Source organism: Arthrobacter sp. Y3222053 (genome assembly GCF_059092805.1).
Genome location: NZ_JBNHIA010000002.1, coordinates 30,809 through 56,499, shown reverse-complemented (window position 1 = coordinate 56,499; position 25,691 = coordinate 30,809). Strand labels below are relative to the sequence as shown.

Genomic DNA, 25,691 nt, shown 5'->3' with positions numbered 1-25,691 from the left:
CCCGACTGCCTCCGGCCCAGAGAGAACAGGACCGTCATGGATAACCACCTCCACTCCCCTCACACCGAGACCGACGCCGACACCGGGACCGCGGCCGGCGCGGGTCCCTTGGCCGGCCGGCTGGTCATCGACCTCAGCCGCGCCCTGGCCGGACCGCACGCCGGCATGATGCTCGGCGACCTCGGCGCCCGGGTGATCAAGGTCGAGAACACCGGCACCGGCGACGACACCCGCGGCTGGGGTCCGCCGTTCGTCGGCCCGGAGGACGATCCGCAGGCCACCTACTTCCTGTCCTGCAACCGGAACAAGGAATCGATCGCCCTGGACCTGAAGTCCGAGGACGGCGCGGCGGTGCTCACCGCCCTGATCCGCGAGGCGGACGTCCTGATCGAGAACTTCCGGCCGGGCGTGCTCGACCGCCTCGGTTTCCCGGCGGACCGGCTGCACCGGCTCAACCCCGGCCTCGTGATCCTCTCCATCTCCGGGTTCGGGCACGACGGCCCCGAAGCGCACCGCAGCGGATACGACCAGATCCTCCAGGGTGAGGCCGGGCTGATGTCCCTGACCGGCTCCGGGCCCGAGGACCCGCAGCGGGTGGGCGTGCCCATCGCCGACCTGCTGTCGGGCATGTACGGGGCCTACGGTGTGCTGGCGGCCCTGCTGGAGCGGGAGGCAACCGGCCGCGGCCAGGTGGTCCGCACCTCGCTGCTGGCCGCCGTCGTCGGGGTCCACGCCTTCCAGGGCACCCGGACAACGGTCGCCGGAGAGGTGCCCCGCGCGCAGGGAAACCATCATCCGTCCATTGCGCCCTACGGGCTCTTCGCCTGCCGGGACGGGCACGTACAGATCAGCGTCGGCAGCGAGAAGCTGTGGGCGCGTTTCGTGGAGGAGTTCGACCTCGGGGCACGCGCCGCGTCCCTGGATACGAACGCCGAACGTGTGCGGCGCCGCAGCGAGGTCGTGGCCCTGATCGAAGAGGCCTTCGCGGGCTACGACGCCGCCGACCTGCTGGCCAAGCTGGACGGCGCCGGCATCCCGGCCGGCAAGGTCCGCACCCTCGACGAGGTCTACGAGTGGGAACAGGTCCGCTCCCAGCACCTGCTGGTGGACGTGGAGCACCCGCTGCTGGGTGACGTCCGGCTGCCCGGCCCGCCGCTGCGCTTCTTCTCCACGGAGGGGGATGAAACCACCCGAAGGCACCACGCCGCCCCGCCGCTGCTTGACGAGCACGGCGCCGGCATCCGCAGCTGGCTGGCAGCTGCCTCAGCGCCAGCCGAGCAGGCGGACCAGGCATGAGCGGCAACGGCACCCCCTCCCGGCTCACCGCCCGGCAGGTGATCGACCTCGTCGTCGATCCCGGAACCTTTGTCGGCTGGGACGCACCGGTCAGCTACACCCCGCATGACGCCGCCTATGAGGCGGATTTGCAGGCGGCCCGGGACCGGTCCGGCGAGGACGAATCGGTCATCACCGGCGAAGGGCGGGTCCGGGGCCGGCGGGTGGCCCTGGTCGTCTGCGAGTTCCGGTTCCTGGCCGGATCCATCGGCGTCGCGGCCGCCGACCGGCTGGTGCAGGCGATCGAGCGCGCGACCCGCGAGGGACTGCCGCTGCTCGCCGGCCCCTCCTCCGGCGGCACCCGGATGCAGGAAGGCACCCTTGCGTTCCTGTCCATGGTGAAAATCACCGCGGCCGTCCGTCGGCACAAGGAAGCGGGCCTGCCCTATCTGGTCTACCTGCGCCATCCCACCACCGGCGGCGTGATGGCGTCCTGGGGGTCGCTGGGCCACATCACCGTGGCGGAGCCGGGAGCGCTGGTGGGCTTCCTCGGTCCGCGGGTCTTCGAGGCCCTGTACGGGCGCCCCTTTCCCTCCGGCGTACAGCTCGCCGAGAACCTGCACGAGAAAGGGATCATCGACGCCGTCCTCCCGGCTGATGAACTGGCTGAAACCGTGCACCGGGTCCTCAGCCTGCTGCAGCCGGAACCGGCAACCAACGTTCCGGCCCCCGACACCCTCTCGGTGGCGCCGTCGTCCGCTCCCGCCTGGGAATCGGTGGAGCGCTCCCGCAATCCGCGGCGCCCCGGCGTACGTACGCTGCTCCGGTACGGCGCCGCGGACGTGTTGCCGCTGAACGGCACGGGCCAGGGCGAAAAGGACCACGGGCTGCTGCTGGCGCTGGCCAGCTTCGGGCAGGTTCCCTGCGTGGTGCTGGGCCAGGAGCGTCCGCGCCCGGGCAGCGACACGGCCCTGGGTCCGGCGGCGCTGCGGGAGGCACGGCGGGGCATGCGGCTGGCCGAGGAACTGGACCTGCCGCTGCTGACCCTCATCGACACCGCCGGTGCGGCGCTGTCCCGGGAGGCGGAGGAAGGCGGCCTGGCCGGGGAAATCGCGCGCTGCCTCAACGACCTGGTCGGCCTGCAGTGCCCGACCGTGTCGGTGCTGCTGGGCCAGGGCGCCGGGGGCGGCGCGCTGGCGCTGCTGCCGGCGGACCGGACCATCGCCGCCTGGCACTCCTGGCTTTCGCCGCTGCCACCGGAGGGTGCCAGCGCCATCGTGCACCGGGACACCGGCCACGGTGCCGAGATGGCCGAGCACCAGGGCATCAGCGCCTCCGCCCTGCACCGGCACGGGGTCGTGGACCACCTGGTCGATGAACGGCCCGACGCCGCGCTGGAGCCGGCGGACTTCAGCCGCCGGCTGGCCGCAGCCATTGCCTGGGAGCTGGCCTCGCTGCGTTCCCAGCCGCGCCAGGCCATGCTGGCCAGGCGGCTGACCAAGTACCACCGGCTGGGTTCCGCGGATGCCGCCGGCATAGCGCTCTTGTAGCCTCTACACAAAATGGAGCCCGACGGCGGCAGGCCGTAAGCTCTGGGGTATGCCCGTGACCCGCACGACATCCGCCGAATCCGCTCCGAACGCGGAGCAGCTTGATCCGCCCACCCTGGAGCGGTTGAAGACCAGCATCGGCCGGCTTTCCACCGCCACGCTGAAGCAGCTCGAGGCCTCGCTGCCGTGGTACCGGGCGCTGCGGCCCGACGAACGGGCGGCGCTGGGCATGGTGGCGCAGAAGGGCATCGCCTCCTTCGTCAACTGGTACCAGCGCCAGGGATCCACAGCCTGGGTGCTGAGCGATGTGTTCGGTACCGCGCCGACCGAGCTCACCGGTACCATCAGCCTGCAGAAGGCGCTGCAGCTGATCCGGGTGGTCGTGCAGGTGGTGGAGGACCAGGTGCCGGTGCTGGCCGACGCCCGGGTGCAGCCGGCGCTGCGTGAGGCCGTGCTGCGGTATTCGCGGGAGGTGGCCTTCGCGGCGGCCGATGTCTACGCCCGCGCAGCGGAGACCCGCGGCGCCTGGGACACCCGGCTCGAGGCGCTCGTCGTCGACGCCATCCTGCGCGGGGAAAGCTCCGATGCCCTGCGCTCGCGCATCGCCGCCGTAGGCTGGACCTCCACCGCCCCGGTGACCGTCCTCGTGGGCTCCTCACCCGCTGAAGCCAACGCCACCTTCGTCACCGATGTCCGCCGCATCACCTCGCGGCTGGCCGAGGACACCCTGGTCGGCATCCAGGGCGAGCGGCTGATCCTGGTCCTCGGCGGCCTGACCGACAAGTCCGGAGCGATGGCCCGGCTGGCCGAGCTGTTCGGCCCCGGGCCGGTCGTCTACGGCCCGCCCGCCGAGGCCCTCGTCAGCGCCGGGCCCTCCGCCCAGGCGGCCTTTGCCGGCCTCACCGCAGCCCGGGCCTGGCCGGCGGCGCCGCGCCCCGTGGCCGCGGACGACCTGTGGCCCGAACGGGTGATGGCCGGGGACCCGGCGGCCCGCGCCGCCTTGGTGCAGAGCATCTACCGGCCCCTGCTGAACGCCACGAACGGCCTGGCCGAGACCCTCTCGGCCTACCTGTCGCTGGGCCATTCCCTGGAGGCGACCGCCCGGGAGCTCTTCGTCCACGCCAACACGGTCCGCTACCGGCTGCGCCGGGTCTGCGACATCACCGGATGGGATCCGATGCTGCCGCGCGAGGCGTTCGTGCTGCAGACCGCCCTGGTCGTCGGGCGGCTCGACCCCGGCCCCCAGGGCCCGCCGGAACGCTCCGCCCCGCGCTCGTGACCCTGTGCGATGCTGCTGTGACGCTTGTAGACTTCCTACAACGCACCCCCGGCAGCTTGGTCTGACGAAACACACCGGTTCCGCCCCCCGCTTTGGAAAGCTTGGATACGTGCTCGCTATCACCTGCCCCGGACAGGGCGCCCAGACTCCCGGCTTCCTCGCGCCCTGGCTTGAACTGCCCGGCGTGCGGGAGCACCTCGAACGGCTCAGCGACCTTGCCGGGCTGAACCTGGTGGCCCACGGCACCGTCTCCGACGAGGAGACGATCAAGGACACCGCCGTTGCCCAGCCGCTGATCGTCGCGGCCGGCCTCGTGGCGGCCCGCCTGCTCCTGGAGCCCGCCGCGCTGACCGCCGCCACCATCGTCGCCGGCCACTCGGTGGGCGAGATCACCGCCTCCGCCGTCGCCGGTGCCCTCAGCGAAGACGACGCCATGGCCTTTGTCCGCGAACGCGCCGGAGCGATGGCCCGCGCCGCAGCCGCCGTCCCCACCGGCATGAGCGCCGTCCTGGGCGGAGATCCCGCTGAGGTCGCCGCCGTCCTGGAGGGCCTGGGCCTCACCGCCGCCAACGCCAACGGCGGCGGGCAGACCGTGGCCGCCGGCACCCTGGACCAGCTGGCCGCCCTGGCGGAGAACCCGCCGGCCAAGGCCCGGGTGATCCCGCTGAAGGTCGCCGGTGCCTTCCACACCGACCACATGGCACCCGCCCTGGCGGCCCTCGACGCCCTGCGCCCGAGCCTGGCGCCGTCCGACCCGCTGCCCACCCTGCTCTCGAACTACGACGGCGCGCCGGCCACCTCCGGTGCAGCCAACCTCGACAGCCTGATTGCCCAGGTCTCCCGCCCCGTGCGCTGGGACCTGTGCATGGATACCATGGCCGCCACCGGCATCACCGGCCTGATCGAGCTTCCGCCGGCGGGCACCCTCACCGGGCTCGCCCGCCGCGGGCTCAAGGGCGTGCCGACGCTGGCGCTGAAGACCCCAGAAGACCTCGACGCCGCCCGCGCCTTCGTGGCCGAGCACGCCGGGGCGGCAGCAACAACCGGAGAAGGTATCGCGTGAGCACGCCCGTCCTGAAGCAGTCCCCCACCCGCGAGCACAGCCGCATCCTGGGCCTCGGCGCCTACCGGCCCGACGTCATCGTCAGCAACGAGGACGTCTGCCAGTGGATCGAGTCCTCCGACGAGTGGATCCGCCAGCGCACCGGAATCGTCACCCGCCACCGCGCGGACAAGGGCACCTCCGTCATCGACATGGCCGAGGCGGCCGCCCGTGAGGCGCTGGCCCACGCCGGCATCGAGGCCTCACAGCTGGGCGCCGTGCTGGTGTCCACGGTCACCCACCCCTACGCCACCCCCTCCGCGGCCGCGGAGCTGACCGACCGGCTCGGCGCCACCCCGGCCCCGGCCTATGACGTCTCCGCCGCCTGCGCCGGCTACTGCTACGGCATCGCCCAGGCCGACGCCCTGGTCCGCTCCGGCACGGCCGAGTATGTCCTGGTGGTCGGCGTCGAGAAGCTCTCGGACTTCATCGACAACACCGAGCGCACCATTTCCTTCCTGCTGGGCGACGGCGCGGGCGCCGTCGTCGTCGGCCCCTCCGACACGCCGGGCATCGGCCCGTCGGTGTGGGGCTCCGACGGAGGGAAGTCCGGCGCGATCGGCATGACGCATTCCATGCTGGACATCCGCGCGCTTTCGCTCGCCGCCGAGGCCGAGGGCGGCCTCACCCCCGATGCGCTCTCCGAGGGGCCGGCCAAGCTCTGGCCCACCCTCCGCCAGGACGGCCAGACCGTTTTCCGCTGGGCCGTCTGGGAAATGGCGAAGGCCGCCCAGCAGGCCCTGGACGCCGCCGGCATCGAGGCCTCCGACCTGGCCGCGTTCGTACCGCATCAGGCGAACATGCGCATCATCGATGAGCTCGCCAAGCAGCTGAAGCTGCCGGACACCGTGGTGATCGCCCGTGACATCGCCGACGCCGGCAACACCTCCGCGGCGTCGATTCCGCTGGCCACGCACCGCCTGCTGAAGGAAAACCCGGAGCTCAGCGGCAAGCTGTCCCTGCAGATCGGCTTCGGCGCCGGCCTGGTGTTCGGCGCGCAGGTCGTCGTCCTGCCCTGACGCAGCACCCACAGACCCCCACCGCCTGCGGCGGTTGGACCCGGCCGGTACCCACCGGCACCACCGAAAGGAAAAGGAGCCCCCATGGCTAGCAACGAAGAAATCCTGGCCGGCCTGGCCGAGATCGTCAACGAAGAGACCGGCCTGGACCCCGCGTCCGTCGAGCTGGACAAGTCCTTCACCGATGACCTGGACATCGACTCCATCTCCATGATGACCATCGTGGTCAACGCCGAGGAGAAGTTCGGCGTGCGCATTCCCGACGAAGAGGTCAAGAACCTCAAGACCGTTGGCGACGCCGTGGAGTTCATCAACAACGCCCAGTCCTGACCGAGGGCGGCCGCTGCCGCGGCAGCGGCCGTTCCCCGGCCCGGATTCCGGGTCTTCACAGCAGCAACCCGTCCCGAAAGAGGAAAACATGGCCCGCAAAGTTCTCATCACCGGTCTCGGCGCCACCACGCCGATCGGCGGCGATGTCCCGACCCTGTGGAAGAACGCGCTCAAGGGCGTGCCCGGTGCCAGGACCCTCGAGGATGACTGGGTTGAGCAGTACAGCCTGCCCGTGACCTTCGCCGCCCGCGTCTCCACCCCCGCCTCCGAGGTGCTGTCCAAGGTGGAGGCCAAGCGCATGGACCCGTCGACGCAGTTCGCCGTGGTCGCCGCGCGTGAGGCCTGGGCCGACGCCGGCATCGGCGAGGTCGATCCCGAACGCCTCGGGGTCACCTTCGCCACCGGCATCGGCGGAGTGTGGACCCTGCTGGATGCCTGGGATACGCTCCGCGAAAAGGGCCCGCGCCGGGTGCTGCCGATGACCGTGCCCATGCTGATGCCCAACGGGCCCGCGGCGGCCGTGTCCCTGGACCTGGGCGCCCGCGCCGCAGCGCAGACCCCGGTCTCCGCATGCGCCTCCGGCACCGAGGCGCTGGCCCAGGCGCTGGAGCTGATCCGCTCCGGGAAGGCCGACGTCGTCGTCGCCGGCGGCGCGGAAGCCGCCATCCACCCCATGCCGCTGGCCGCGTTCTCCTCCATGCAGGCGCTGTCCCGCCGCAACGACGATCCCGAGCGCGCCTCGCGCCCCTACGACACCGACCGTGACGGCTTCGTCATGGGCGAGGGCGCCGGCGCCCTGGTGCTGGAGTCCGAGGAGCACGCCAAGGCCCGCGGCGCCCGCGTGTACGCCGAGCTGGCCGGCGCATCCGTGACCGCCGATGCGTACCACATCACCGCCCCGGACCCCGAGGGCCTGGGCGCGACCCGCGCCCTGAAGGCCGCCCTGTTCGATGCACGTGCCCAGGCGGAGGACGTGGTCCACGTCAACGCGCATGCCACCTCCACCCCGGTCGGCGACAAGCCGGAATACACGGCACTGAAAGCCGCCTTGGGCGCGCACGTCGACAATGTGGCGGTCTCCGCCACCAAGTCCCAGACCGGCCACCTGCTGGGCGCCTCCGGCGCCGTCGAGGCGGTGCTGACCGCGCTGGCCGTCTACGAGCGCCAGGCACCGGCCACGATCAACCTGGAGAACCAGGATCCGGAAATCCCGCTCGACGTCGTGACCTCCGCCCGCGGCCTGCCCGCCGGCGACATCGTGGCGCTCAGCAACTCCTTCGGCTTCGGCGGGCACAACGCCGTCGCCGTGATGCGCAGCCACTGACGCAGGCACCCGCAGGCACGACGGCAAAGGGCCGGGCCCCGTCCAGGAATGGACGGGGCCCGGCCCTTTGCTATGGATTCAGGATTCAGCTGCTGCCGTTCCGCACGTCGCCCGGTCAGGGCGCCCTCGGGGCGGCCCCGGCCAGGACGCCATCGGCCCCGGTCAGCGGGCCCGACGCATCGCACCAGGCCCGGGGCAGTCAGCCGACCTGGTGCAGCCAGCGCACCGGGGCGCCGTCGGCTGCGTGCCGGAAGGGCTCCAGTTCGTCGTCCCAGGCCTCGCCCAGCGCCAGCGACAGCTCGTGATACACGGCGGCGGGATCGCCGGCCCCGGCCTCATAGGCGTATCGGATCCGGTCCTCGGAGACCATGATGTTGCCGTGCACGTCGGTGGTGGCATGGAAGATGCCCAGCTCGGGGGTGTGGGACCAGCGGCTGCCGTCGGCGCCGGGGCTGGCCTCCTCGGTGACCTCGTAGCGCAGGTGTGCCCAGCCGCGCAGCGCGGAGGCGAGCAGCGACCCGGTGCCCTGCGGCCCCTGCCAGGCCACCTCGGCCCGGACCATCCCGGGCGCGGCGGGCTGCGGGGACCACTTTAGGTCCGTCCTCTTTTCGACGACGGACCCGATCGCCCATTCAATATGCGGGCACAGAGCAGAAGGCGCCGAGTGGATGAACAGCATCCCATGCGCCATCACAACAGACATTCCATCCTCCATAGCTGTAGGTGCGTCTTCCCCAACGACCTGCAGACTCCGCGGAGGGCGGATTCCGTGTGCTTTTCGTGCCTTTGTTCCTGCGGTACTGCGGTTGATCCGATGCGGCTGACAGGTCAGCCCGAACTAAGCATCATTGTGCCGCAAGTTACCTGATTGTGCCAATGAACGCTGCCGGAGCAGGGTGGCGTACGGGGCTACTGAGACCGGTGGGACGGGCGATGCCAATGGTGTGTCAGGCGCGGGGATGTGCCTGCCGGTAGCTGTCCCGGAGCCGGTCCACTGAGACGTGGGTGTAGAGCTGGGTGGTGGCCAGGGAGGTGTGGCCGAGGATCTCCTGCACGGCCCGCAGGTCGGCGCCGCCGTCGAGCAGATGGGTGGCCGCCGAGTGGCGCAGGGCGTGCGGGCCGGTGGCGGCGGTGTCTCCGAGCGCTTCGAACAGGCCGGCGACGACGCTTCGTACCTGGCGCTGGTCGACGCGCCGGCCGCGCCGTCCCAGGAAGAGGGCGGGGCCGCTGTCGCCGGTGGCCAGCTGCGGGCGGCCGCGGCGCAGCCAGTCGTCCACGGCCATGGCTGCCGGCAGCCCGTACGGTACGGTGCGTTCCTTGTTGCCTTTGCCGATGACGCGGAGGGTCCGGCGGTCGGGGTTGAAGTCGTCGACGTCGAGGCCGGCGAGCTCGCCGACCCGGATGCCCGTGGCATAGAGCAGCTCCACCATGGCCCGGTCCCGGACAGCAACCGCATCGCCGTCTTTGGCGGCCGCGGCGAGCCGGTCGAACAGGTCGTCAAGCTGGACGGGCCGCAGTACGGACGGGAGCGTCTTTTCACGTTTGGGGGCCTTCAGCCGCAGCCCGGGGTCGGTCTCGAGCAGTTCCTCGCGGACAGCCCAGGCGGTGAAGGCCCGCGCGGTGGCCGCGCGGCGGGCGAGCGTGGCCCGCGACTGGCCGGCGGCGCTGAGCTCCCCCAGCCAGCTGCGCAGCACGCCGAGGTCCAGGTCCTTCAGCCGCCGCACCCCTGCGCTTCGGGCGTGGTCGAGCAGCTGCACCAGGTCGGACTCGTATGCCCGCACCGTGTGGTCGGAGTGTCCGCGCTCGGCTGCCTGGTAGCTGCGGAATCCCCGCACGGCGGAGCTGAACTCCTCCGGCCATTCGGCCGCTTCGCCCGTTTTCTCCGGTTCTGCGCTCACCCCCTCACTCTAACCGCCGCCTCGGACATCGACTCGGACATCGCGTCGGGTGCAGGCGAAGGCGTTGGCGTTGCCCCAGCCGGTGTTTCCCCAGCCGGCGGCGTCGTCCCAGCCGGCGTCGGTGTGGGCGCAGGCACGGCCCCGGTGCTGCCCACGGACCGGCAGGCCGGGCGTCCGTCCCCGGCGGGGCCTGCCGGCTTGTCGTGCTCATGCGCGGCGAGGTGCGCCGCCTCGTGTTCGAGGAGGAAGAGCTTGGAATTGAGTCCGCCGGTGTATCCGGTGAGATTGCCGCGCGATCCCACCACGCGGTGGGTGGGAATGATGATGTTCAGCGGGTTCCGGGCCAGGGCCACGCCGACGCTGCGCGCCTTGGCGGCGTCTCCCAGCTGCACCGCCAGGTCCTTGTAGGAGATCCGCCAGCCGTAGGAGATCCGCTGCACCGCGTCCCAGACATCCCGCTGGAACTCCGTGCCGTGAACCGCCAGCGGCAGCTTGAACCCGCAGCGGCTGCCTTCGAAATACTGCAGCAGCTGCACCTCGGCGTCCTCGAGGACCTCCGCGTCGTACCCTTCAACGGCGTTGAGGCCGACCGTGGTGCCCAGCCCGGAGTTCTCCGGCGGGCCCGGCAGGACGGCGGTCAGCCGCCCCTCGTCGGCCACGAGGGTCAGGATGCCCAAGGGACTGAGCATGAGTCGGTGGCATCGCATGATGGTTTTCCTTCCGGTTGGTGTACGGGTTCATTTCCGGCGCCGCCAGGCGTCGGGGGCAGCGCGTTCGGCCAGGCCGGATACCTCCAGCCGGCCCAGTCCGGCCCGCACCGCGGCCGGAGGCAGTCCGGCGACGGCAGCGAGTTTCTCGACAGTGGAGCCGGAACGGACCGGAAGGGCATCGAGCAGCAGGATGTCCTCGACTGCCAGACCGTCATGGGCAGCGGCCTGGACCTGAGGTTCCGGTCCCGCCCCGCCGCCCATCGGGCCGGCCAGTTCCCTGAGTTCACTGCTGTCGGTGATGCACACGGCGCTGCCGTCACGCAGCAGCCGGTGGCAGCCTGCAGAGTTGGCCGAGTACACCGACCCGGGCACCGCGGCAACGGCCCGGCCGAGCCCGGCCGCGTGATGGGCCGTGTTCAAGGCCCCGGACCGCCAGCGGGCCTCCGCGACGACGGTGACGGAGCAGAGAGCGGCGATGATCCTGTTGCGCTGCAGGAAGCGCCAGCGGGTGGGAGCCGAGCCGGGCGGAACCTCGGAGATCAGCAGCCCCTGGTCCGCGACCGCACGCAGCAGATCTTCGTTTCCGGCGGGATAGAACCGGTCCGTGCCGCAGGCCATGACGGCGAGGGTGGCGGGGCGCCGTCCGCCACCGGCGGCGAGCGCGGCGCGGTGGGCGTGCGCGTCGATGCCGTACGCACCGCCGGACACCACGGTCCACCCGTTGGCCACCACGCCGGCGGCGAGGTCCCCGGCCACCGTGGCTCCGTATCCGGTGCAGTCCCGTGAACCCACGATGGCGGCCATCCTTTCCGGACCCGGGAGGGAAACGTCCTGGGCACCCCGCACCCACAGGCACAGCGGGGCGGCCAGTTCCAGGTCGTCCAGGGCGGCGGGCCAGTCCTCATCCTCCGGGATCAGGAGCCGGCCCCCGGCGCGGCGTGCAAGCGCCAGGTCGCGCGCAGGCGCCAGATCCGGCACCCTCGGGCGCCACCGTTCGAGGGCCGACTCCAGGAAGCCGGTGCGGCTGCTGATGCCATGGGCTGCAAGGACGTCATGGAGCAGGTCCCGCACCGATGCAGAAGCCCGGATCCGTCCGCTGGCGATGCCGAGCGCCGCCTCCGGACCCGCCGCCGCCACCAGGGCGGCACCTACGTTGTCGCAGGGCTCGAAGAGCCTGGACAGTCCCGCCCGGGCAGTAGCCGGATCGATAGCTGGGGAGTATGCGTTCACGGCGTCTTCACCTGCTGCCTGAGCGACAGGGCCTGCCCGACATCGTCGGCATCGGGCACGTCGTGCCCCGCCAGATCCGCGACCGTCCAGGCCAGGCGGAGCACGCGGTCATATCCGCGGGCGGTGAGCGCTCCGTTGTCCAGCGCGCGGTCCACCACGGACAGCACCGCTCCCGGAGGACGGAGCTTTCCCCGCAGGACGGCCCCCGGGGCCTCCGCGTTGCTGGCACTGCCCCAGCGGGCGAGGCGGTCCTGCTGCCGCGCCCGGGCGGCGGCAACCCGGGCCGCGACGTCGCAGCTGGTTTCGGCCGCTCCCGGGTCCGCCAGCTCCCGCAGCCCGACGCGGTCGACACCCAGCTGGATGTCCACCCGGTCCAGCAGCGGCCCGGACAGCCGGGAGAAGTAGCGGCGGCGCTGGAGGGAGGTGCAGGTGCAGTCCCGTCCCCGGCCGCCGCCCTTGCCGCAGGGGCAGGGGTTGGCCGCCAGGACGAGCTGGAAGCGTGCGGGGTAGACCGCTGTGCCCGCCGACCGGTGCAGCACCAGGTGCCCGCTTTCCAGCGGCTGGCGTAAAGCGTCGAGCACCCGCCGCTCATACTCGGGGGCCTCGTCCAGGAAGAGCACGCCCCGGTGGGCCCGTGACGCGGCGCCCGGGCGGGGCATTCCGCTGCCGCCGCCGATCACCGAGGCCATGCTTGCCCCGTGGTGCGGAGCTTCGAAGGGCGGGCGGCGCAGCAGGGAGTTGCAGGCAGCCCTGCCATCCAGGGAATGGATGGCGGTGACCTCCATGGCCTGGGCGTCGTCCAGGTCGGGCAGGATTCCGGGCAGCCGTTCCGCCAGCATCGTCTTTCCTGACCCGGGCGGACCGGTCAGGAGCAGATGGTGTCCGCCGGCGGCGGCCACCTCGACCGCGAACCGGGCTTCATGCTGTCCGGCGATGTCCGCCAGGTCCTTCTCCCCCGCTGGCCCCTGTGCCTGTGGTGCCGGCGATGGCGTCTGTTCTGACGGTGTCGCCGTGGCCGGCAGCGGCTTGGGATAAAGCAGCCCGCCGGGGTCGGCCCCGAAGGCCCGGGCCACCTCTGCCAGGCAGTCGTAGCCGCGGATCTGGCAGCCGGGCACCAGCGTCGCTTCTTCCCGGTTCCTGCTGCTGACCACCACCCGGGTAAACCCCTCGGCGGCGGCAGCCATAACTGACGGCAGTACCCCGCGCACGGGCTGCAGCCGGCCGTCCAGGCCGAGTTCCGCGATGAACACGGTACGGCCGGGGTCCGGGAGGTCCCCGGCCGCCGCGAGGGCTGCCATCACTATGGCGAGGTCGAACCCCGAACCGCGCTTGTGCAGGTCGGCGGGCATCAGGTTGACCGTGAGCTTCCGACGGCTCAACGGCAGGCCCGAGTTCCGCGCTGCTGAACGCACCCGGTCCCTTGCTTCATTCAGCGCGGCGTCGGGCAGGCCCAGCAGCACGAACGCCGGGAGAGACTGGCCGATGTCCGCCTCGACCTCCACAATCCGTCCTTCCAGGCCCACCAGTCCCACCGCGTAGGCCCGGCCGAGGCTCACTCCCCGACCCCTTTCAGGTGCTCAATGACCGGTGCCCCGGTTCCATCGTCGAGGACGGAGACCGCGTCGACCCGCCGCGCCAGGTCCCGGCAACCGTGTTCACGCGCATACTCCGCCCCCAGCAGCTGAAGGCGGCGCAGCTTGGCCTCGCCGATCGCTTCAAAGGGGTGCCCGAAGGCCAGCGAGGAACGGGTCTTCACCTCGGCGATCACCAGCGTCGGCCCGTCCAGGGCCACGACGTCGATCTCTCCGCTCGGGCACCGCCAGTTGCGCTCAACGATCCGCAGCCCGGCGCCTACGAGGTACTCGGCCGCCAGGTCCTCGCCGCGGCTGCCCAACAGGTCTTTGGCTTTCATGGGCCCATCCTGCGGGCCTGCCCCATACTCCGCGCCGCGGCGGTGGAACTGTGTGGACTGCTCCGGCCGCTCCGCACCTGTGGAGGAGCACCCACGGCTCGAAAGGGACCACAGCCGCGGGCGCCGACGTATCCTTCCTCCATCGGAAGAACTGCGCCAAAGCAGGGAAGGAGGTCCGGTGCCTGAACGCACAGCGGCTGCCGCCACAGACGCACGTCGTGTCTTCTGCGTCCTTGGGGCCACCGCGTCGGTCCTTGGCCTCGCCGTCGGGCTGCTGCTGACCGGCGGGGCCACCGGTGTCCGGACCGGACTGATGGTCATGGCTTGGGCCGCAGCGGGCGCCCTGATCTGGACGCGGGTCGCCTGGCTTCCTGCCTGGCGCCGCCTCGCCGCCGAATCCCTGCCGACCGTATTCCGTCTCGCCGTGACGACCGGCGTCGGCGCGTTGACGGCCGTTCCGGCGGCGCTGATCGAGCTGCTCCTGGCCGGCCGGCCGATCGTGGTCTGGTTCTTCGTGGGAGTCTTCGGACTTCTGACCGGGCTGCTGGGGGCAGCCGTGCTGTCCCTGCTGGCCACTCATCGTCAGCGGTAGAGCACCGGCATCGGTTCCAGGGTCACCGGTTCCAGCGGCGGCAGCGCCGGCGCTGCACCGTTCCAGCCGCGGGCCAGGGTGATGTGCGGGCGCAGCCGGGCGGCGTGCCGGAAGTTCGGATCACCGGTGGTGAAGGCATCGATGTCCTGCACGCCGCAGCGGTGCAGGAACCGCTCCAGGACGGCGTAGAGCGCGGCGTGCACGGCCAGCAGCTCCGGCACGGGCCGGTACTCGACCACCAGCACCCGCCCGCCCGGTCCAAAGCCTGCAGTGCCCACCGGGTCGAGCGTAAAGCTCCGTTCCGGCAGCACGGCCCGGGTGGCCTGCAGGTACTCCCCCAGTGCGGCCGTAAACACCTCCTCGTCCAGTCCAGGCAAGGCGGCCCGCAGCACCGCGTGCACGTCCCGCACCCTGCCGAAGTGGATCAGGGTCAGGTGCAGGCGCGCCGCGCTGACCAGCCGAAGGCCCGGCCTGCGCGGCAGCGCCTCCTGCAGGCTGCGCAGGTGCGCCAGCGAGGCTGCGTCGGGGCGCATCTGCGCATAAATGCGGGGGTCTGCACTCCACAGGCCGCACACTTCGTCCTCCGAGGCGGTCCCGCCGTCGCCTGTTGTCGCCATCCGCGCATCCTCCGCACTGTTCCGCCGTCACGGACGGAGGCGCACACGCCGGTGCGCCCGCCTGTGCACTACCGTAGCTGCATGCCCTTCGAGATCCCCGAACTGCGCGACGGCGGCCTGCTGCTGCGCGCCCACACCGCGGCGGACGCCGACGCCGTCTACGCCCGCTCCATCGACCCCCTGACCATCGAGTGGACCACGGTGCCGCTGGAGTACACGCATCAGATGGCCCTCGATTTCATCGCCACCGTCGCCCGGCCGCGCCAGGACATGATTGTCTGGGCCCTCGACGTAGACGGCGGCTGCGCCGGCACCCTTGACCTGCGCTGGCACGGGGCGGGCGTGGGCAGCCTCGGGTTTGCCACCTCCCCCGCCTTCCGCGGCCAGGGGCTGATGAGCCGGGCCGTCGGGCTCGCGCTGGATTACGCCTTCGGCCCGCTCGGCTGGCAGGAGGTCGGCTGGAGCGCGAATCCGGGCAACGTGGGCTCTTACAAGACGGTGTGGCGGAACGGTTTCCCGCTGCCGGTGCTGGTGCCCGGGCTGATCAGCCACCGCGGCAGCCGCATCGACGGATGGACCTCCTCGATCACCGCCGGCGCGCCGCGGTCGCCCCGGCTGCCGTGGGAGCAGGCGCAGGAGCTGCTGCTGGACAACGCGCTGGAACCTAGCCCAGCTCGTCCGCCTTGGGCAGGGTGAGGTCGTCGTTGCGGGTCAGTTCCTCGACATTGACGTCCTTGAAGGTGATCACCCGGACGCTCTTCACGAAGCGTGCGGAACGGTACACGTCCCACACCCAGGCGTCCTGCAGGGTCAGGTCGAAATAGATCTCGCCGTCCGCCGAGCGGGCCTGCAGGTCGACGTTGTTCGCCAGGTAGAAGCGGCGCTCGGTTTCGACCACGTAGCTGAAGAGGTTCACTACGTCGCGGTACTCCCGGTAGAGCTGCAGCTCCATGTCCGTCTCGTAGTTCTCAAGGTCTTCGGCACTCATAGCTCTATCATCCCCCCGGGCTGAAGCTCGTCCACCCCGTATTCGTCGTCGGGCTCCGCTGCGGCGGCGGGCCGCGGCGTCCCGCCAAGCCTCCACGATAGCCGGTGCAGCGGCGAGGGCCCGTCCGCCTGAAGCGCCGCGCGGTGCGCGTCGGTGGCGTACCCCTTGTTTTCGTCCCATCCGAACTGCGGGTATTCCCGCGCATACTCGAGCATCAGCGAGTCCCGGGCCACCTTGGCCAGGACGCTGGCGGCCGCCACGCTGAGGCAGGACAGGTCCGCCTTGATCCGGGTATGCACCGGCGCCTCGCAGGGCAGTGTGGGTTCGACGGGCACCGGGTGGGTGATGGTCCCGCGTCCGACGCCGGCCGCCGCCGGGCCGGCGCCGTCGACGGCTGCGGCGGCGTCGAGGTCGTCGAACAGGCTGGCCTGTGCCGGGGAGAGCCAGTTGTAGTTGCCGTCCAGGAGCACGACGTCGGGCGTCAGTTCAGCGCAGACCTGGGCCCAGGCGCGGGTCCCGGCCAGCCGAAGCGCGCCGGTGAGCCCCAGCCGGTCGATTTCCGCGGCGGAGGCGTGCCCGACGCCGGACGCCGCAGCCCAGGCCTGGATCTTCGGCACCAGGGCCACGCGGTCCGCCGGGGCGAGCAGCTTGGAGTCCTTCACGCCCTTCAGCGGCTTCACGGTGGCGATGTCGACGGCGACCATGCCGACGGTGACCGGGCCGGCCAGGGCGCCGCGGCCGACCTCGTCGCAGCCGGCCAGGATGCGGTGGCCGGCCTCGGCGTAGGTCCGTTCGTGGCGGAGGGTGGGCCCGGCCGGACGGCGGCGGGTGGTGCCGGCGGTGCGGCGCGGTGCTGCAGGCACGGTCGTCACTGCCCGCTGCCGGCCGGTTCGGGAACGTCTGCGAAGACTTCCTCGTAGCTGTCCACCCCGCTGATGCGATTCAGCGGCCAGGCAATGATTCCGGCGCGGCCTTCAATGTCGTCAATGTCGATGAAGCCGCCGTCGGAGTCCTGATGCTCGCGGGAGTCGGCGGAGGCGTTGCGGTGGTCGCCCATGACCCAGACCTTGCCCTCGGGGACGGTGACATCGAAGGGGATGTCGGAGGGGGTGGCGCCCGGATAGATGTACGGCTCATCGAGGGGCTCGCCGTTGACCGTGATCCGGCCCTCGGCGTCGCAGCAGGTGACCCGGTCGCCGGGCAGGCCGATGACGCGCTTGACCAGGTGCTGTTCGGATTCGTCCGGCAGCAGGCCGACGAAGACCAGCGCTTCACGCAGCAGGTTCTCCCCGCCGTCGTCCGCGGCCTGGGCCGGCAGCCAGCCCTTCGTGTCCTCGAACACCACCACGTCGCCGCGCTGCAGGTCCATGACGTCCGGCACCAGGAGGTTGACGAAGATGCGGTCGTTGATCTCCAGGGTCTCCTCCATGGAGCCCGAGGGGATGTAGAAGGCCCGGAACAGGAAAGTCTTGATCAGGAACGACAGCAGCAGCGCCACCACGATGATGATGCCGACTTCCTTGAGCCAGCTGCCGATCCCTCGTCCGGACGCCGCGTGCTGCGCGTCCCGCGGTTCCTCCGGGGTGCTGTGAGCCATGTGCCGTCCTCTTATTCCGCGGTGTTCCGCTCGGTTTCCAACTCTATCCGCCCAATCTGGGTACTGCGGTCAAACGGCCACACGATCCGCTGTGCGCGGCCGATGACCCGCTCCTCGGAGACCAGTCCGCCGCCGGGAGCGCCGAGCAGGGACCGGGAGTCCGCCGACTCGGCGCGGTGGTCGCCCAGCAGCCAGAGCCGGCCCTCGGGCACGACGACGTCGAACGCGGTCTCGCTGGGCGCGTCGCCCGGGTAGAGGTAGGGCTCCTCGATCGGTTCGCCGTTGACGGTGATCCGGCCGTCGGGGCCGCAGCAGCTCACCCGGTCCCCGGGCACGCCGATGACGCGCTTGACGTAGGCGGTGTCGCTGCCGGCCAGGCCCAGCCAGCGCCCGGCGGTGTGGGCGGCCTCGGCCAGGGGCGGGCGGCCGCTGTCCAGCGGGGCCAGCGAGCCGCGGCCGTCGAAGACGATGACGTCGCCGCGGCGCACCTCGCCGTCGAGCCGGTTCACGAGGACCCGGTCCCCCGGTTCGAGCAGCGGCTGCATCGACTCGGAGGGGATGTAGTAGAGGTCCACGATGAACGCGCGGACCAGGGCGGTCAGGATCACGGCGGCGGTGAGGGCACACAGCACGAAACGCCAGCCCGCAAAGCGGAGCCGGCGTTTCGTGTGTGCCGCGGGGTTGTCCCCGTGCACGGAGGGTACTGCGTCCAAGAAGCGGTGGGCGGACTTACTTGAAGTCGCGCTTCTCCTTGATCTTGGCAGCCTTGCCGCGCAGGTTGCGCATGTAGTACAGCTTGGCGCGGCGGACGTCGCCCTTGGAGACGACCTCGATCTTTTCGATGATCGGGGAGTGCACCGGGAAGGTACGCTCCACGCCGACGCCGAAGCTCACCTTGCGGACCGTGAAGGTCTCGCGGATGCCGTCGCCCTGGCGGCCGACAACGAAGCCCTGGAAGACCTGAACACGGGAGTTCTTGCCTTCGATGATGTTGACGTGCACCTTGATGGTGTCGCCCGGGCGGAAGTCGGGAACGTCATTGCGCAGCGAGGCTGCATCGACGGAGTCGAGGATGTGCATAGTTGTCACTCCTGGTGAACGCCGCAGGTCATCCACTTTGGTCACGGCGGCAAGGATGCGGGAAATCCGCACAGATGCCGTCGAAGCTGGTTTACCGGCAGGCCATGGAACAGGCCGCCCGGTGTGCCGTGGCTGTTGGCCTCGCTCCCCCTGCGGCAGGTGCGGACCCAGATGGCACAGTTTCCTATTCTGCCACAGGCCCGGCACCGGCTCCAAGCCCGGCACCGGAGGGCGGCAGCAGGCCGTCCACTCCGACGCTCCAGCCGAGCGCGGCCAGCACCGCACGGTCCCCCTTGTCAAGGACGGCGGGGTCGAGCCGCTCCAGCAGGTCCGGACGACGTCGGGCGGTCCGGCGCAGCTGCTCGTCGCGCCGCCAGCGGGCGATGGCGGCGTGGTTGCCGCTGAGCAGCACCTCGGGGACGCCTCGGTCCCGCCAGATGGCCGGCTTGGTGTAGACCGGGTATTCCAGCAGGCCGTCGGAATGGGATTCCTCGACCAGGGACTCGGGGTTGCCCACGACGCCGGGCACCAGCCTGCCGACGGCCTCGACCATGGCCAGCACGGCGACCTCTCCCCCGTTGAGGACGTAGTCCCCCAGGCTCATCGGCCGGACGGTGTACTGCTCCGCGGCCCAGTCGAGGACGCGTTCGTCAATCCCCTCGTAGCGGCCGCAGGCAAAGACCAGATGCTCCTCGGCGGCCAGCTCGTAGGCGGTGGCCTGGGTGAACACCTCACCTGCCGGGGAGGGCACGATCAGCACGGGACGGCGCGCGCCGTCGGCTGCGGCTCCGTCCGCGGCTTCGCCAGCACCGCCGGCCACGTCCGTGAGGGCCTGGGCCCAGGGTTCGGGCTTCATGACCATGCCGGCGCCGCCGCCGGTGGGGGTGTCATCGACGGTGCGGTGCCGGTCGGTGGTCCAGTCGCGCAGGTCGTGGACCTGCAGCTGCAGCAGCCCGTCCCGCCGCGCCTTGCCGATCAGGGACAGGTCCAGCGCGGCGAGGTATTCGGGGAAGATGCTGATGACGTCAATGCGCACTTCAGCTGCCGGCCTTCTCATCGTCGGGGGCGTTCAGCTCCAGCAGGCCCGGCGGGGGCGTGAGCAGGACATAGCCGGCCTCCGGGTCGACTTCGGGGACGATCTCGTCGACGAAGGGCACGAAGACCTCCCGTCCCCGGGTGTCGGTGAGCACCAGCAGGTCCTGGGCGGCGGTGGTGCGCAGTCCGCTGACGGTGCCGACGACGTCGTCGCCCACCCGGACGGAGAGGCCCACCAGCTCGTGTTCGTACCAGCCTTCATCGGCGTCGTCGTCGGCTTCGGTATCGGTGTCGATGAACAGCTTGGCTCCGCGCAGTTCCTCGGCACCGTTCCGGTCGGCGACCTCCTCGAAGGCCAGCAGCAGGATGGCCTTGTTCCAGCGGGCTCCGGCAATGGTGAGCGGGCCCTTGGCCGCCGGCTCGACGATGAACCGGGCGCCGGGAACGAACCGGTCCTCGGGCGCATCGGTGAGGACTTGGACGGTCACCTCGCCGCGGATGCCGTGCGGCTTGCCGATGCGTGCCACCTGTAACTGCATGAACTCTCCTTAGTGCTGCTGTCCCGCCCGGCCGGGGCGGGCGGGCGTAAAAAAACATCCGGCCCCTCCACCATTATCTGGTGCGGGGCCGGATGCTGAAGAAACCGCTGTGACGGTGTGCCCGGGTCGTCGGCTCAGCGCCGGCGGTCGGTATCCACGACGTCCACACGAACCTGGTCGCCTCCGGGCAGGGCTGCGATCACGGTGCGCAGTGCGCGGGCCGTGCGGCCCTGCCGGCCGATGACCCGCCCGAGGTCGTCCGGATGGACGCGCACCTCGAGCGTTTCACCGCGGCGGTTGCTGCGGGCGGCAACCTTGACACGCTCGGGGCTGTCAACGATGCCGCGGACCAGGTGTTCCAGCGCTTCGGCGAGCAAGTTACTCAGCCTCGGCCTCGGTGGAAGCAGCCTCTTCCTTCTTGGCCTTCGGGGTGATGGCCTCGGGGACGATCACGGAGTCCTTCTCGGGAGCCACGAAGGCTTCCTTCGGGGCCTTGGTGCGGAGGGTGCCCTCCTGGCCCGGCAGGCCCTTGAACTTCTGCCAGTCACCGGTGATCTTCAGCAGCGCTGCGACCTGCTCGGTGGGCTGGGCGCCGACGCCGAGCCAGTACTGGGCGCGGTCGGACTTGATGTCGATGTACGACGGCTCCTCGGTCGGGCGGTACAGCCCGATCTCCTCGATGGCACGGCCATCGCGCTTGGCACGGGAATCCATGACAACAACGCGGTAGTGTGCGGAGAACTTCTTGCCGAGGCGCTTGAGGCGAATCTTTACGGCCACTTTTGTGGTCACTCCTGATCTGAAAAAGGGGGCGAACCGCCGACTTCTGCTCCCGTGGGGCGGGCCATACTGAGGGGTTCAAAGGACAAGATGCATGCGCGGAGAGAGGGGCCACGCAGATCGAGTACCTGTCTATGATGCCAGAGAGCGGCAAGTTTTGCGACTTCGCCGCGCAGGCTTCCGAACGGGCCGGCCGGTCAGGCGGGAGGCCGGCCCGGCCTACCGGTCAGCCGGCGGCGCCGACGGCGACGCGCAGCCGGTTGCGCCAGGGATCCTCGAAGCGCAGCTCGGCGCCGGTGTGGTGGCTGCCGATGCCGGCGACGGCCAGCCGGTCGGCCAGCGCCGCGACGTCGTCGGCCGCCGGCACGGACAGCAGCACCTCGCCCAGCCCCAGGGTGTCCCGGCGCGGACCGGCACCCCGGGAGTTCCAGACGTTCATGGCCATGTGATGGTGGTAGCCGCCGGCGGAGACGAACAGTGCCTGCCCGTGGAAGTCCGCGGTTTTTTCGAAGCCCAGCACGTCCACATAGAACCGCTCGGCCGTCTCGACGGATCCCACCTGCAGGTGGACGTGCCCGACGTCGGCGGCGGTTTCCTCCATGCCCGTGAGCGAGGCCTCGGTCAGGTGGCGCTGCAGGTACTGCGCCGGCGGCAGGGGCAGGGAGTCCATGCGGACCCGGGACCCGTCGCCGGTGGAGTCCCAGGCCCACTCGGTGCGCGGGCGGTCCCAGTAGAGCTCGATGCCGTTGCCCTCGGGATCCTGGAAGTAGAAAGCCTCGGAAACGAGGTGGTCCGCGCTGCCGACGAAGGCCGAAGGGTCGTGCCGGTAGGCCTGGGCGACGGCGGCGGCCAGGTCGGCCTGGCTCGCAAACAGGATGGCGGTGTGGAACAGGCCGGCCTCTCCCCGCCCGGCCACCTGCAGCCCGGAGGCCGGGGCAAGGTGCACCAGCGGGGTGCCGGCGCGGCCCAGGTACAGCCCGCCGTCCGCCTCGGCTACGACGGCGAGGCCGAGCGCCTGGCGGTAGTAGCCGGCAACCGCCGCGAGGTTGCCCACCTTCAGCATCACCGTTCCCATCGCGAGATCGGAGGGCAGCAGGTCGACAGGCTTTACTTGAACGTTCATGTAATCACCTTAGTTGAAGCTTCATGTATTTTCAACGTGGGCTGCGGACGACGAAACGATGTCCCACCGGTTAAACGGCGGAGGCCGCCCCACCTGCGTGGGACGGCCTCCGCCGACTGGAGCCTACTTGCCGAGGAACTTCTCGAAGCCCTTGGGCAGGTTCAGCGAGCTGGGATCGAAGTCCGCGTCCTGGGCACCGAACGCGGCACCGGTGGGCAGCGCGCTGCGGGAGGCGCTGCGCCGAGCCTCGGCCTCGGCACGCTCCTGCGCGGCCTTGGCGGGGTTGCCGGAGCGGGCCTTCTTCTTGCCCTTGGCCGCCTGCTGCTTCTTGCGGGCACCGCCGAAGCCGCCCGGGCCGGCCATGCCGGGCATGCCCGGGATGCCGCCGCCGGCAGCCATCTTCTTCATCATCTTCTGCGCCTGGCCGAAGCGTTCCAGCAGGCCGTTGACCTCGGAGACGTGCACGCCCGAGCCGCGGGCGATGCGGGCCCGGCGGGACCCGTTGATGATCTTCGGGGCGACCCGCTCGTGTGGCGTCATGGAACGGACGATGGCTTCGACCCGGTCGATCTCGCGCTCGTCGAAGTTCTCCAGCTGCTCACGCATGCCGGCGGCGCCGGGCATCATCATGAGCATCTTCTTCATGGAGCCCATCTTGCGCAGCTGCTGCATCTGGGCCAGGAAGTCGTCGAGGGTGAAGTCCTCCTGGTCGGCGAACTTCTTCGCCATCCGGGACGCTTCGTCCTTGTCCCAGTTCTTCTCGGCCTGCTCGATCAGGGTGAGGATGTCACCCATGTCGAGGATGCGGTTGGCCATCCGGTCGGGGTGGAAGACCTCGAAGTCGGTCAGCGCCTCGCCGGTGGAGGCGAACATGATCGGCTTGCCGGTGACGGAGGCAACGGACAGGGCCGCGCCGCCGCGGGCGTCGCCGTCGAGCTTGGTCAGCACGACGCCGGTGAAGTTCACGCCCTCGTTGAACGCCTGGGCGGTGTTGACCGCGTCCTGGCCGATCATCGCGTCGATGACGAACAGCACCTCGTCGGGGCTGATGGCGGTGCGGATGTCGGCGGCCTGCTGCATCAGCTCGGCGTCCACGCCCAGGCGGCCGGCGGTGTCGACGATGACCACGTCGTGCAGCTTGGCGCGGGCTTCCTCGACGCCCTGGCGGGCCACGGCCACCGGATCGCCGGTGGCAGCCTCGAACTCGGAGCTGACGCCGGGGTGCGGGGCGTAGACCGGCACCCCGGCGCGTTCGCCGTTGACCTGCAGCTGCTTGACAGCGTTGGGGCGCTGGAGGTCGGCGGCGACCAGCAGCGGGCTGTGGCCCTGGCCCTTGAGCCACTTGGACAGCTTGCCGGCCAGGGTGGTCTTGCCGGCGCCCTGCAGGCCGGCCAGCATGATCACGGTGGGCGGGTTCTTCGCCAGGCGCAGCCGCCGGGTTTCGCCGCCGAGGATGCCCACGAGCTCTTCGTTGACGATCTTGACGACCTGCTGGCCCGGGTTCAGGGCCTGCGAGACCTCCGAGCCGAGGGCACGCTCCTTGACCGCGGCGGTGAAGGCACGGACCACGGGAACGGCCACGTCGGCGTCGAGCAGTGCGCGCCGGATCTCCCGGACGGTGGCGTCGACGTCGGCTTCGGTGAGCCGGCCCTTGCCGCGCAGGTTCTTGAAGGTTGAGGTCAACCGGTCAGACAGTGAATTGAACACGTGCCGCGCACTTCTTTCGTCGGATACTTTGGCGTGTACTTCGGCTGAAATTGCCAGGCCCAGCTGTTAAGGGTACCAAGCGACGGTAGCGGGTGGGACGTCGGGCCCGTGACCGGGGATACCGTCCCCGCACGCCTGCGGCCGCCGGACGCCCGCGGCCCCGGAACACGCGGTCCGCCCGGCTGGAATTCCAGCCGGGCGGACCGTTGGGCAACAGGTCGGATCCGGGCCACGTGCCGGGCCCGCCGCGGGTCAGAGGGCGGAGACCCCCCGCTCGCCGGTGCGCACGCGCAGCGCCTCCTCCACGTTGACCACCCACACCTTGCCGTCCCCGGCCCGGCCGGTGTTCGCCGTGGCCACCAGCACATCGACGATGTCGTTCAGCCACTCGTCGGAGACCAGCACCTCGATGCGCACCTTGGGCAGCAGGTCGACGGTGTACTCGGCGCCGCGGTAGACCTCGGTGTGCCCGCGCTGGCGGCCGTAGCCGCTGGCCTGGCTGACGGTCAGTCCCTGCACGCCGTAGCTTTCCAGGGCGCCGCGGACGGCGTCGATCTTTTCCGGCCGGACGATGGCGGTTACCAGCTTCATGAGTTCACGGTCTCCTTCGTGGTGGCGGCGGCGACCGGGCGGAAGGACCCGCCGGTGCCCAGGCCGCCGAATTCGTAGGCGGTTTCGGCGTGCTCGCTGAGGTCCACGCCGGAGATCTCCTCATCTTCGGAGACCCGGAAGCCGATGGTCTTGTGTACGGCCAGCCCGATGATCAGGGTCATCACGGCGGAGAACAGGATCGCGATCACCGCGGCCACCAGCTGCGCGCCCAGCAGGGCGAAGCCGCCGCCGTAGAACAGGCCGCCGGCCTCGCCGTCGGCCGGGAGAGCGATGAAGCCCAGGGCCAGGGTGCCCACGATGCCCGCGACCAGGTGCACGCCGACCACGTCGAGGGAGTCGTCGTAGCCCAGTCGGTACTTGAGCCCGACGGCGAGCGCCGAGAGGACGCCGGCGACGATGCCCAGGCCGACGGCGCCGAGCGGGCTGACGTTGGCGCAGGCCGGGGTGATGGCCACCAGGCCCGCGACGATGCCGGAGGCAGCGCCCAGGGAGGTGGGGCGGCCGTCGCGGATGCGTTCCGTGACCAGCCAGCCGACCATGGCGGCGGCGGGGGCGGCGAGGGTGTTGACCCAGATCAGCCCGCCTTCCTCGGCCGAACCGGCGGCGCCGCCGTTGAACCCGAACCAGCCGAACCACAGCAGGGTTGCGCCGAGCATGACGAACGGGATGTTGTGCGGACGCTGGCTGGGGTCCTTGCCGAAGCCCTTGCGCTTGCCGATGATCAGGGCCAGGACGAGGGCCGCGACGCCGGCGTTGATGTGCACCACGGTGCCGCCGGCGAAGTCGATGGCCTCACCAACCACCGAGCCCACGGCGCCCTCGGCGCTGAGCAGTCCCCCGCCCCACACCATGAACGCCAGCGGGCAGTAGACCAGGGTGACCCAGATCGGCACGAAGACGGCCCAGGCGCTGAACCGGGCGCGGTCGGCGATGGCGCCGCTGATCAGGGCGACGGTGATGATGGCGAACGTGGCGCCGAACCCGGCGCTGATCAGGTCCTCGCTGCCGAGCAGGCCCTCGAGGCCGAAGGACGTGAAGGGGTTGCCGAAGAGCCCCGCGAAGCCGTCGCCGCCGGTCATCGAGTAGCCCCAGAGCACCCAGACCACGCCGACCAGGCCGATCGATACGAAGCTCATCATCATCATGTTCAGGGCCGCCTTGGCCCGGGTCATGCCGCCGTAGAAGAATGCCAGTCCCGGCGTCATGAGCAGCACGAGCGCCGCTGAGACCATCACCCAGACGTGACCTGCAGACAGATCCATCTCCACGTCCTTTCGAAATCCGCGGGGACTTCCCGCACTCCGAAACTCTGCCGGGGCCGCATTTCGGAAAAGGCCCTGTTTCATTGCCTGCGGATTACAAACCGGCGGCCCGCGTAAAACCGCCGTAACG

29 protein-coding genes are annotated in these 25,691 nt (G+C 70.8%); 9 read left to right on the top strand and 20 right to left on the bottom strand.

Features of this window, described 5'->3' with window-relative positions:
• Positions 1-36 precede the first annotated feature (36 nt).
• The 7 genes from AC5RUW_RS04500 (at position 37) to fabF (ending at position 7,879) form a co-directional block, all read left to right on the top strand.
• On the top strand, positions 37-1,296 hold the full coding sequence (locus tag AC5RUW_RS04500) for a CaiB/BaiF CoA transferase family protein (protein ID WP_494159607.1): 1,260 nt from the start codon (positions 37-39) through the stop codon (positions 1,294-1,296).
• Positions 1,293-2,825, top strand: a complete 1,533-nt coding sequence (locus tag AC5RUW_RS04495; protein WP_494159606.1) for a carboxyl transferase domain-containing protein — start codon at positions 1,293-1,295, stop codon at positions 2,823-2,825. Before AC5RUW_RS04500 ends, AC5RUW_RS04495 begins: the two co-directional genes overlap by 4 nt.
• Positions 2,826-2,874: 49 nt before the next feature.
• Positions 2,875-4,104, top strand: a complete 1,230-nt coding sequence (locus AC5RUW_RS04490) for a PucR family transcriptional regulator (RefSeq protein ID WP_494159605.1) — start codon at positions 2,875-2,877, stop codon at positions 4,102-4,104.
• A gap of 109 nt (positions 4,105-4,213) precedes the next feature.
• Entirely contained in the window at positions 4,214-5,167 is a 954-nt protein-coding gene (locus tag AC5RUW_RS04485; protein ID WP_494159604.1) for an ACP S-malonyltransferase, read from the top strand.
• The gene (locus tag AC5RUW_RS04480; RefSeq protein ID WP_494159603.1) at positions 5,164-6,225 is read left to right on the top strand and encodes a beta-ketoacyl-ACP synthase III; all 1,062 of its coding nucleotides are present in this window, start codon (positions 5,164-5,166) and stop codon (positions 6,223-6,225) included. Before AC5RUW_RS04485 ends, AC5RUW_RS04480 begins: the two co-directional genes overlap by 4 nt.
• A gap of 84 nt (positions 6,226-6,309) precedes the next feature.
• A complete protein-coding gene (locus AC5RUW_RS04475) occupies positions 6,310-6,555 on the top strand; it encodes an acyl carrier protein (RefSeq protein WP_494007291.1) in 246 nt (81 codons plus the stop codon).
• An 88-nt stretch (positions 6,556-6,643) separates the two neighbouring features.
• Positions 6,644-7,879: a beta-ketoacyl-ACP synthase II gene (fabF, locus tag AC5RUW_RS04470; RefSeq protein WP_494159602.1), complete on the top strand. Its 1,236-nt coding sequence runs from the start codon at positions 6,644-6,646 to the stop codon at positions 7,877-7,879.
• Between the two features lie 199 nt (positions 7,880-8,078).
• Here fabF and AC5RUW_RS04465 read toward each other — a convergent pair whose 3' ends face one another.
• The 6 genes from AC5RUW_RS04465 to AC5RUW_RS04440 all read right to left on the bottom strand — a co-directional run bounded on the left by AC5RUW_RS04465 (position 8,079) and on the right by AC5RUW_RS04440 (position 13,629).
• Positions 8,079-8,582, bottom strand: a complete 504-nt coding sequence (locus AC5RUW_RS04465) for a DUF3145 domain-containing protein (protein ID WP_494007293.1) — start codon at positions 8,580-8,582, stop codon at positions 8,079-8,081.
• Positions 8,583-8,826: 244 nt separating this feature from the next.
• Positions 8,827-9,777, bottom strand: coding sequence for a tyrosine-type recombinase/integrase (locus tag AC5RUW_RS04460; RefSeq protein ID WP_494159601.1), 951 nt, complete (start codon positions 9,775-9,777; stop codon positions 8,827-8,829).
• Complete coding sequence (locus AC5RUW_RS04455) at positions 9,774-10,484, bottom strand: methylated-DNA--[protein]-cysteine S-methyltransferase (RefSeq protein ID WP_494159600.1); 711 nt, start codon at positions 10,482-10,484, stop codon at positions 9,774-9,776. Before AC5RUW_RS04455 ends, AC5RUW_RS04460 begins: the two co-directional genes overlap by 4 nt.
• A 30-nt stretch (positions 10,485-10,514) precedes the next feature.
• Positions 10,515-11,717: a DNA-processing protein DprA gene (gene dprA, locus AC5RUW_RS04450; RefSeq protein ID WP_494159599.1), complete on the bottom strand. Its 1,203-nt coding sequence runs from the start codon at positions 11,715-11,717 to the stop codon at positions 10,515-10,517.
• Positions 11,714-13,273, bottom strand: a complete 1,560-nt coding sequence (locus tag AC5RUW_RS04445; protein WP_494159598.1) for a YifB family Mg chelatase-like AAA ATPase — start codon at positions 13,271-13,273, stop codon at positions 11,714-11,716. Before AC5RUW_RS04445 ends, dprA begins: the two co-directional genes overlap by 4 nt.
• Entirely contained in the window at positions 13,270-13,629 is a 360-nt protein-coding gene (locus AC5RUW_RS04440) for a YraN family protein (RefSeq protein WP_494159597.1), read from the bottom strand. The genes AC5RUW_RS04445 and AC5RUW_RS04440 overlap by 4 nt, the downstream gene beginning before the upstream one ends.
• Before the next feature lie 178 nt (positions 13,630-13,807).
• On the opposite strand from AC5RUW_RS04440, the gene AC5RUW_RS04435 reads away from it, so the two are divergent.
• Complete coding sequence (locus AC5RUW_RS04435) at positions 13,808-14,221, top strand: hypothetical protein (protein ID WP_494159596.1); 414 nt, start codon at positions 13,808-13,810, stop codon at positions 14,219-14,221.
• Here AC5RUW_RS04435 and AC5RUW_RS04430 read toward each other — a convergent pair.
• Positions 14,212-14,838 (bottom strand): 2'-5' RNA ligase family protein, encoded by a 627-nt coding sequence (locus tag AC5RUW_RS04430; RefSeq protein ID WP_494159595.1) that lies wholly within the window; start codon positions 14,836-14,838, stop codon positions 14,212-14,214. The genes AC5RUW_RS04435 and AC5RUW_RS04430 overlap by 10 nt on opposite strands.
• An 81-nt stretch (positions 14,839-14,919) precedes the next feature.
• On the opposite strand from AC5RUW_RS04430, the gene AC5RUW_RS04425 reads away from it, so the two are divergent.
• On the top strand, positions 14,920-15,534 hold the full coding sequence (locus AC5RUW_RS04425; RefSeq protein WP_494159594.1) for a GNAT family N-acetyltransferase: 615 nt from the start codon (positions 14,920-14,922) through the stop codon (positions 15,532-15,534).
• On the opposite strand, the gene AC5RUW_RS04420 is transcribed toward AC5RUW_RS04425, so the two are convergent.
• The 13 genes from AC5RUW_RS04420 to AC5RUW_RS04360 all read right to left on the bottom strand — a co-directional run bounded on the left by AC5RUW_RS04420 (position 15,503) and on the right by AC5RUW_RS04360 (position 25,561).
• A complete protein-coding gene (locus AC5RUW_RS04420) occupies positions 15,503-15,826 on the bottom strand; it encodes a DUF2469 domain-containing protein (RefSeq protein ID WP_494007302.1) in 324 nt (107 codons plus the stop codon). The genes AC5RUW_RS04425 and AC5RUW_RS04420 overlap by 32 nt on opposite strands.
• The gene (rnhB, locus tag AC5RUW_RS04415; protein ID WP_494159593.1) at positions 15,823-16,689 is read right to left on the bottom strand and encodes a ribonuclease HII; all 867 of its coding nucleotides are present in this window, start codon (positions 16,687-16,689) and stop codon (positions 15,823-15,825) included. Before rnhB ends, AC5RUW_RS04420 begins: the two co-directional genes overlap by 4 nt.
• 5 nt (positions 16,690-16,694) lie before the next feature.
• Complete coding sequence (gene lepB, locus AC5RUW_RS04410) at positions 16,695-17,423, bottom strand: signal peptidase I (RefSeq protein WP_494159592.1); 729 nt, start codon at positions 17,421-17,423, stop codon at positions 16,695-16,697.
• A gap of 11 nt (positions 17,424-17,434) precedes the next feature.
• Entirely contained in the window at positions 17,435-18,136 is a 702-nt protein-coding gene (gene lepB, locus AC5RUW_RS04405; protein ID WP_494159591.1) for a signal peptidase I, read from the bottom strand.
• A gap of 16 nt (positions 18,137-18,152) precedes the next feature.
• Positions 18,153-18,503, bottom strand: a complete 351-nt coding sequence (gene rplS, locus AC5RUW_RS04400) for a 50S ribosomal protein L19 (RefSeq protein ID WP_494160188.1) — start codon at positions 18,501-18,503, stop codon at positions 18,153-18,155.
• Between the two features lie 184 nt (positions 18,504-18,687).
• A complete protein-coding gene (trmD, locus tag AC5RUW_RS04395; protein WP_494159590.1) occupies positions 18,688-19,539 on the bottom strand; it encodes a tRNA (guanosine(37)-N1)-methyltransferase TrmD in 852 nt (283 codons plus the stop codon).
• Position 19,540: 1 nt separating this feature from the next.
• Entirely contained in the window at positions 19,541-20,077 is a 537-nt protein-coding gene (gene rimM, locus AC5RUW_RS04390) for a ribosome maturation factor RimM (protein WP_494159589.1), read from the bottom strand.
• Positions 20,078-20,211: 134 nt separating this feature from the next.
• Positions 20,212-20,454: an RNA-binding protein gene (locus AC5RUW_RS04385; RefSeq protein ID WP_494007308.1), complete on the bottom strand. Its 243-nt coding sequence runs from the start codon at positions 20,452-20,454 to the stop codon at positions 20,212-20,214.
• Between the two features lies 1 nt (position 20,455).
• A complete protein-coding gene (rpsP, locus tag AC5RUW_RS04380; protein WP_494007309.1) occupies positions 20,456-20,857 on the bottom strand; it encodes a 30S ribosomal protein S16 in 402 nt (133 codons plus the stop codon).
• Positions 20,858-21,083: 226 nt separating this feature from the next.
• Entirely contained in the window at positions 21,084-21,980 is an 897-nt protein-coding gene (locus AC5RUW_RS04375; RefSeq protein ID WP_494159588.1) for a VOC family protein, read from the bottom strand.
• Between the two features lie 123 nt (positions 21,981-22,103).
• Entirely contained in the window at positions 22,104-23,687 is a 1,584-nt protein-coding gene (gene ffh / locus AC5RUW_RS04370; RefSeq protein ID WP_494159587.1) for a signal recognition particle protein, read from the bottom strand.
• A gap of 252 nt (positions 23,688-23,939) precedes the next feature.
• Entirely contained in the window at positions 23,940-24,278 is a 339-nt protein-coding gene (locus AC5RUW_RS04365; RefSeq protein ID WP_494007312.1) for a P-II family nitrogen regulator, read from the bottom strand.
• Positions 24,275-25,561: an ammonium transporter gene (locus AC5RUW_RS04360; RefSeq protein WP_494159586.1), complete on the bottom strand. Its 1,287-nt coding sequence runs from the start codon at positions 25,559-25,561 to the stop codon at positions 24,275-24,277. Before AC5RUW_RS04360 ends, AC5RUW_RS04365 begins: the two co-directional genes overlap by 4 nt.
• Positions 25,562-25,691: the final 130 nt, after the last annotated feature.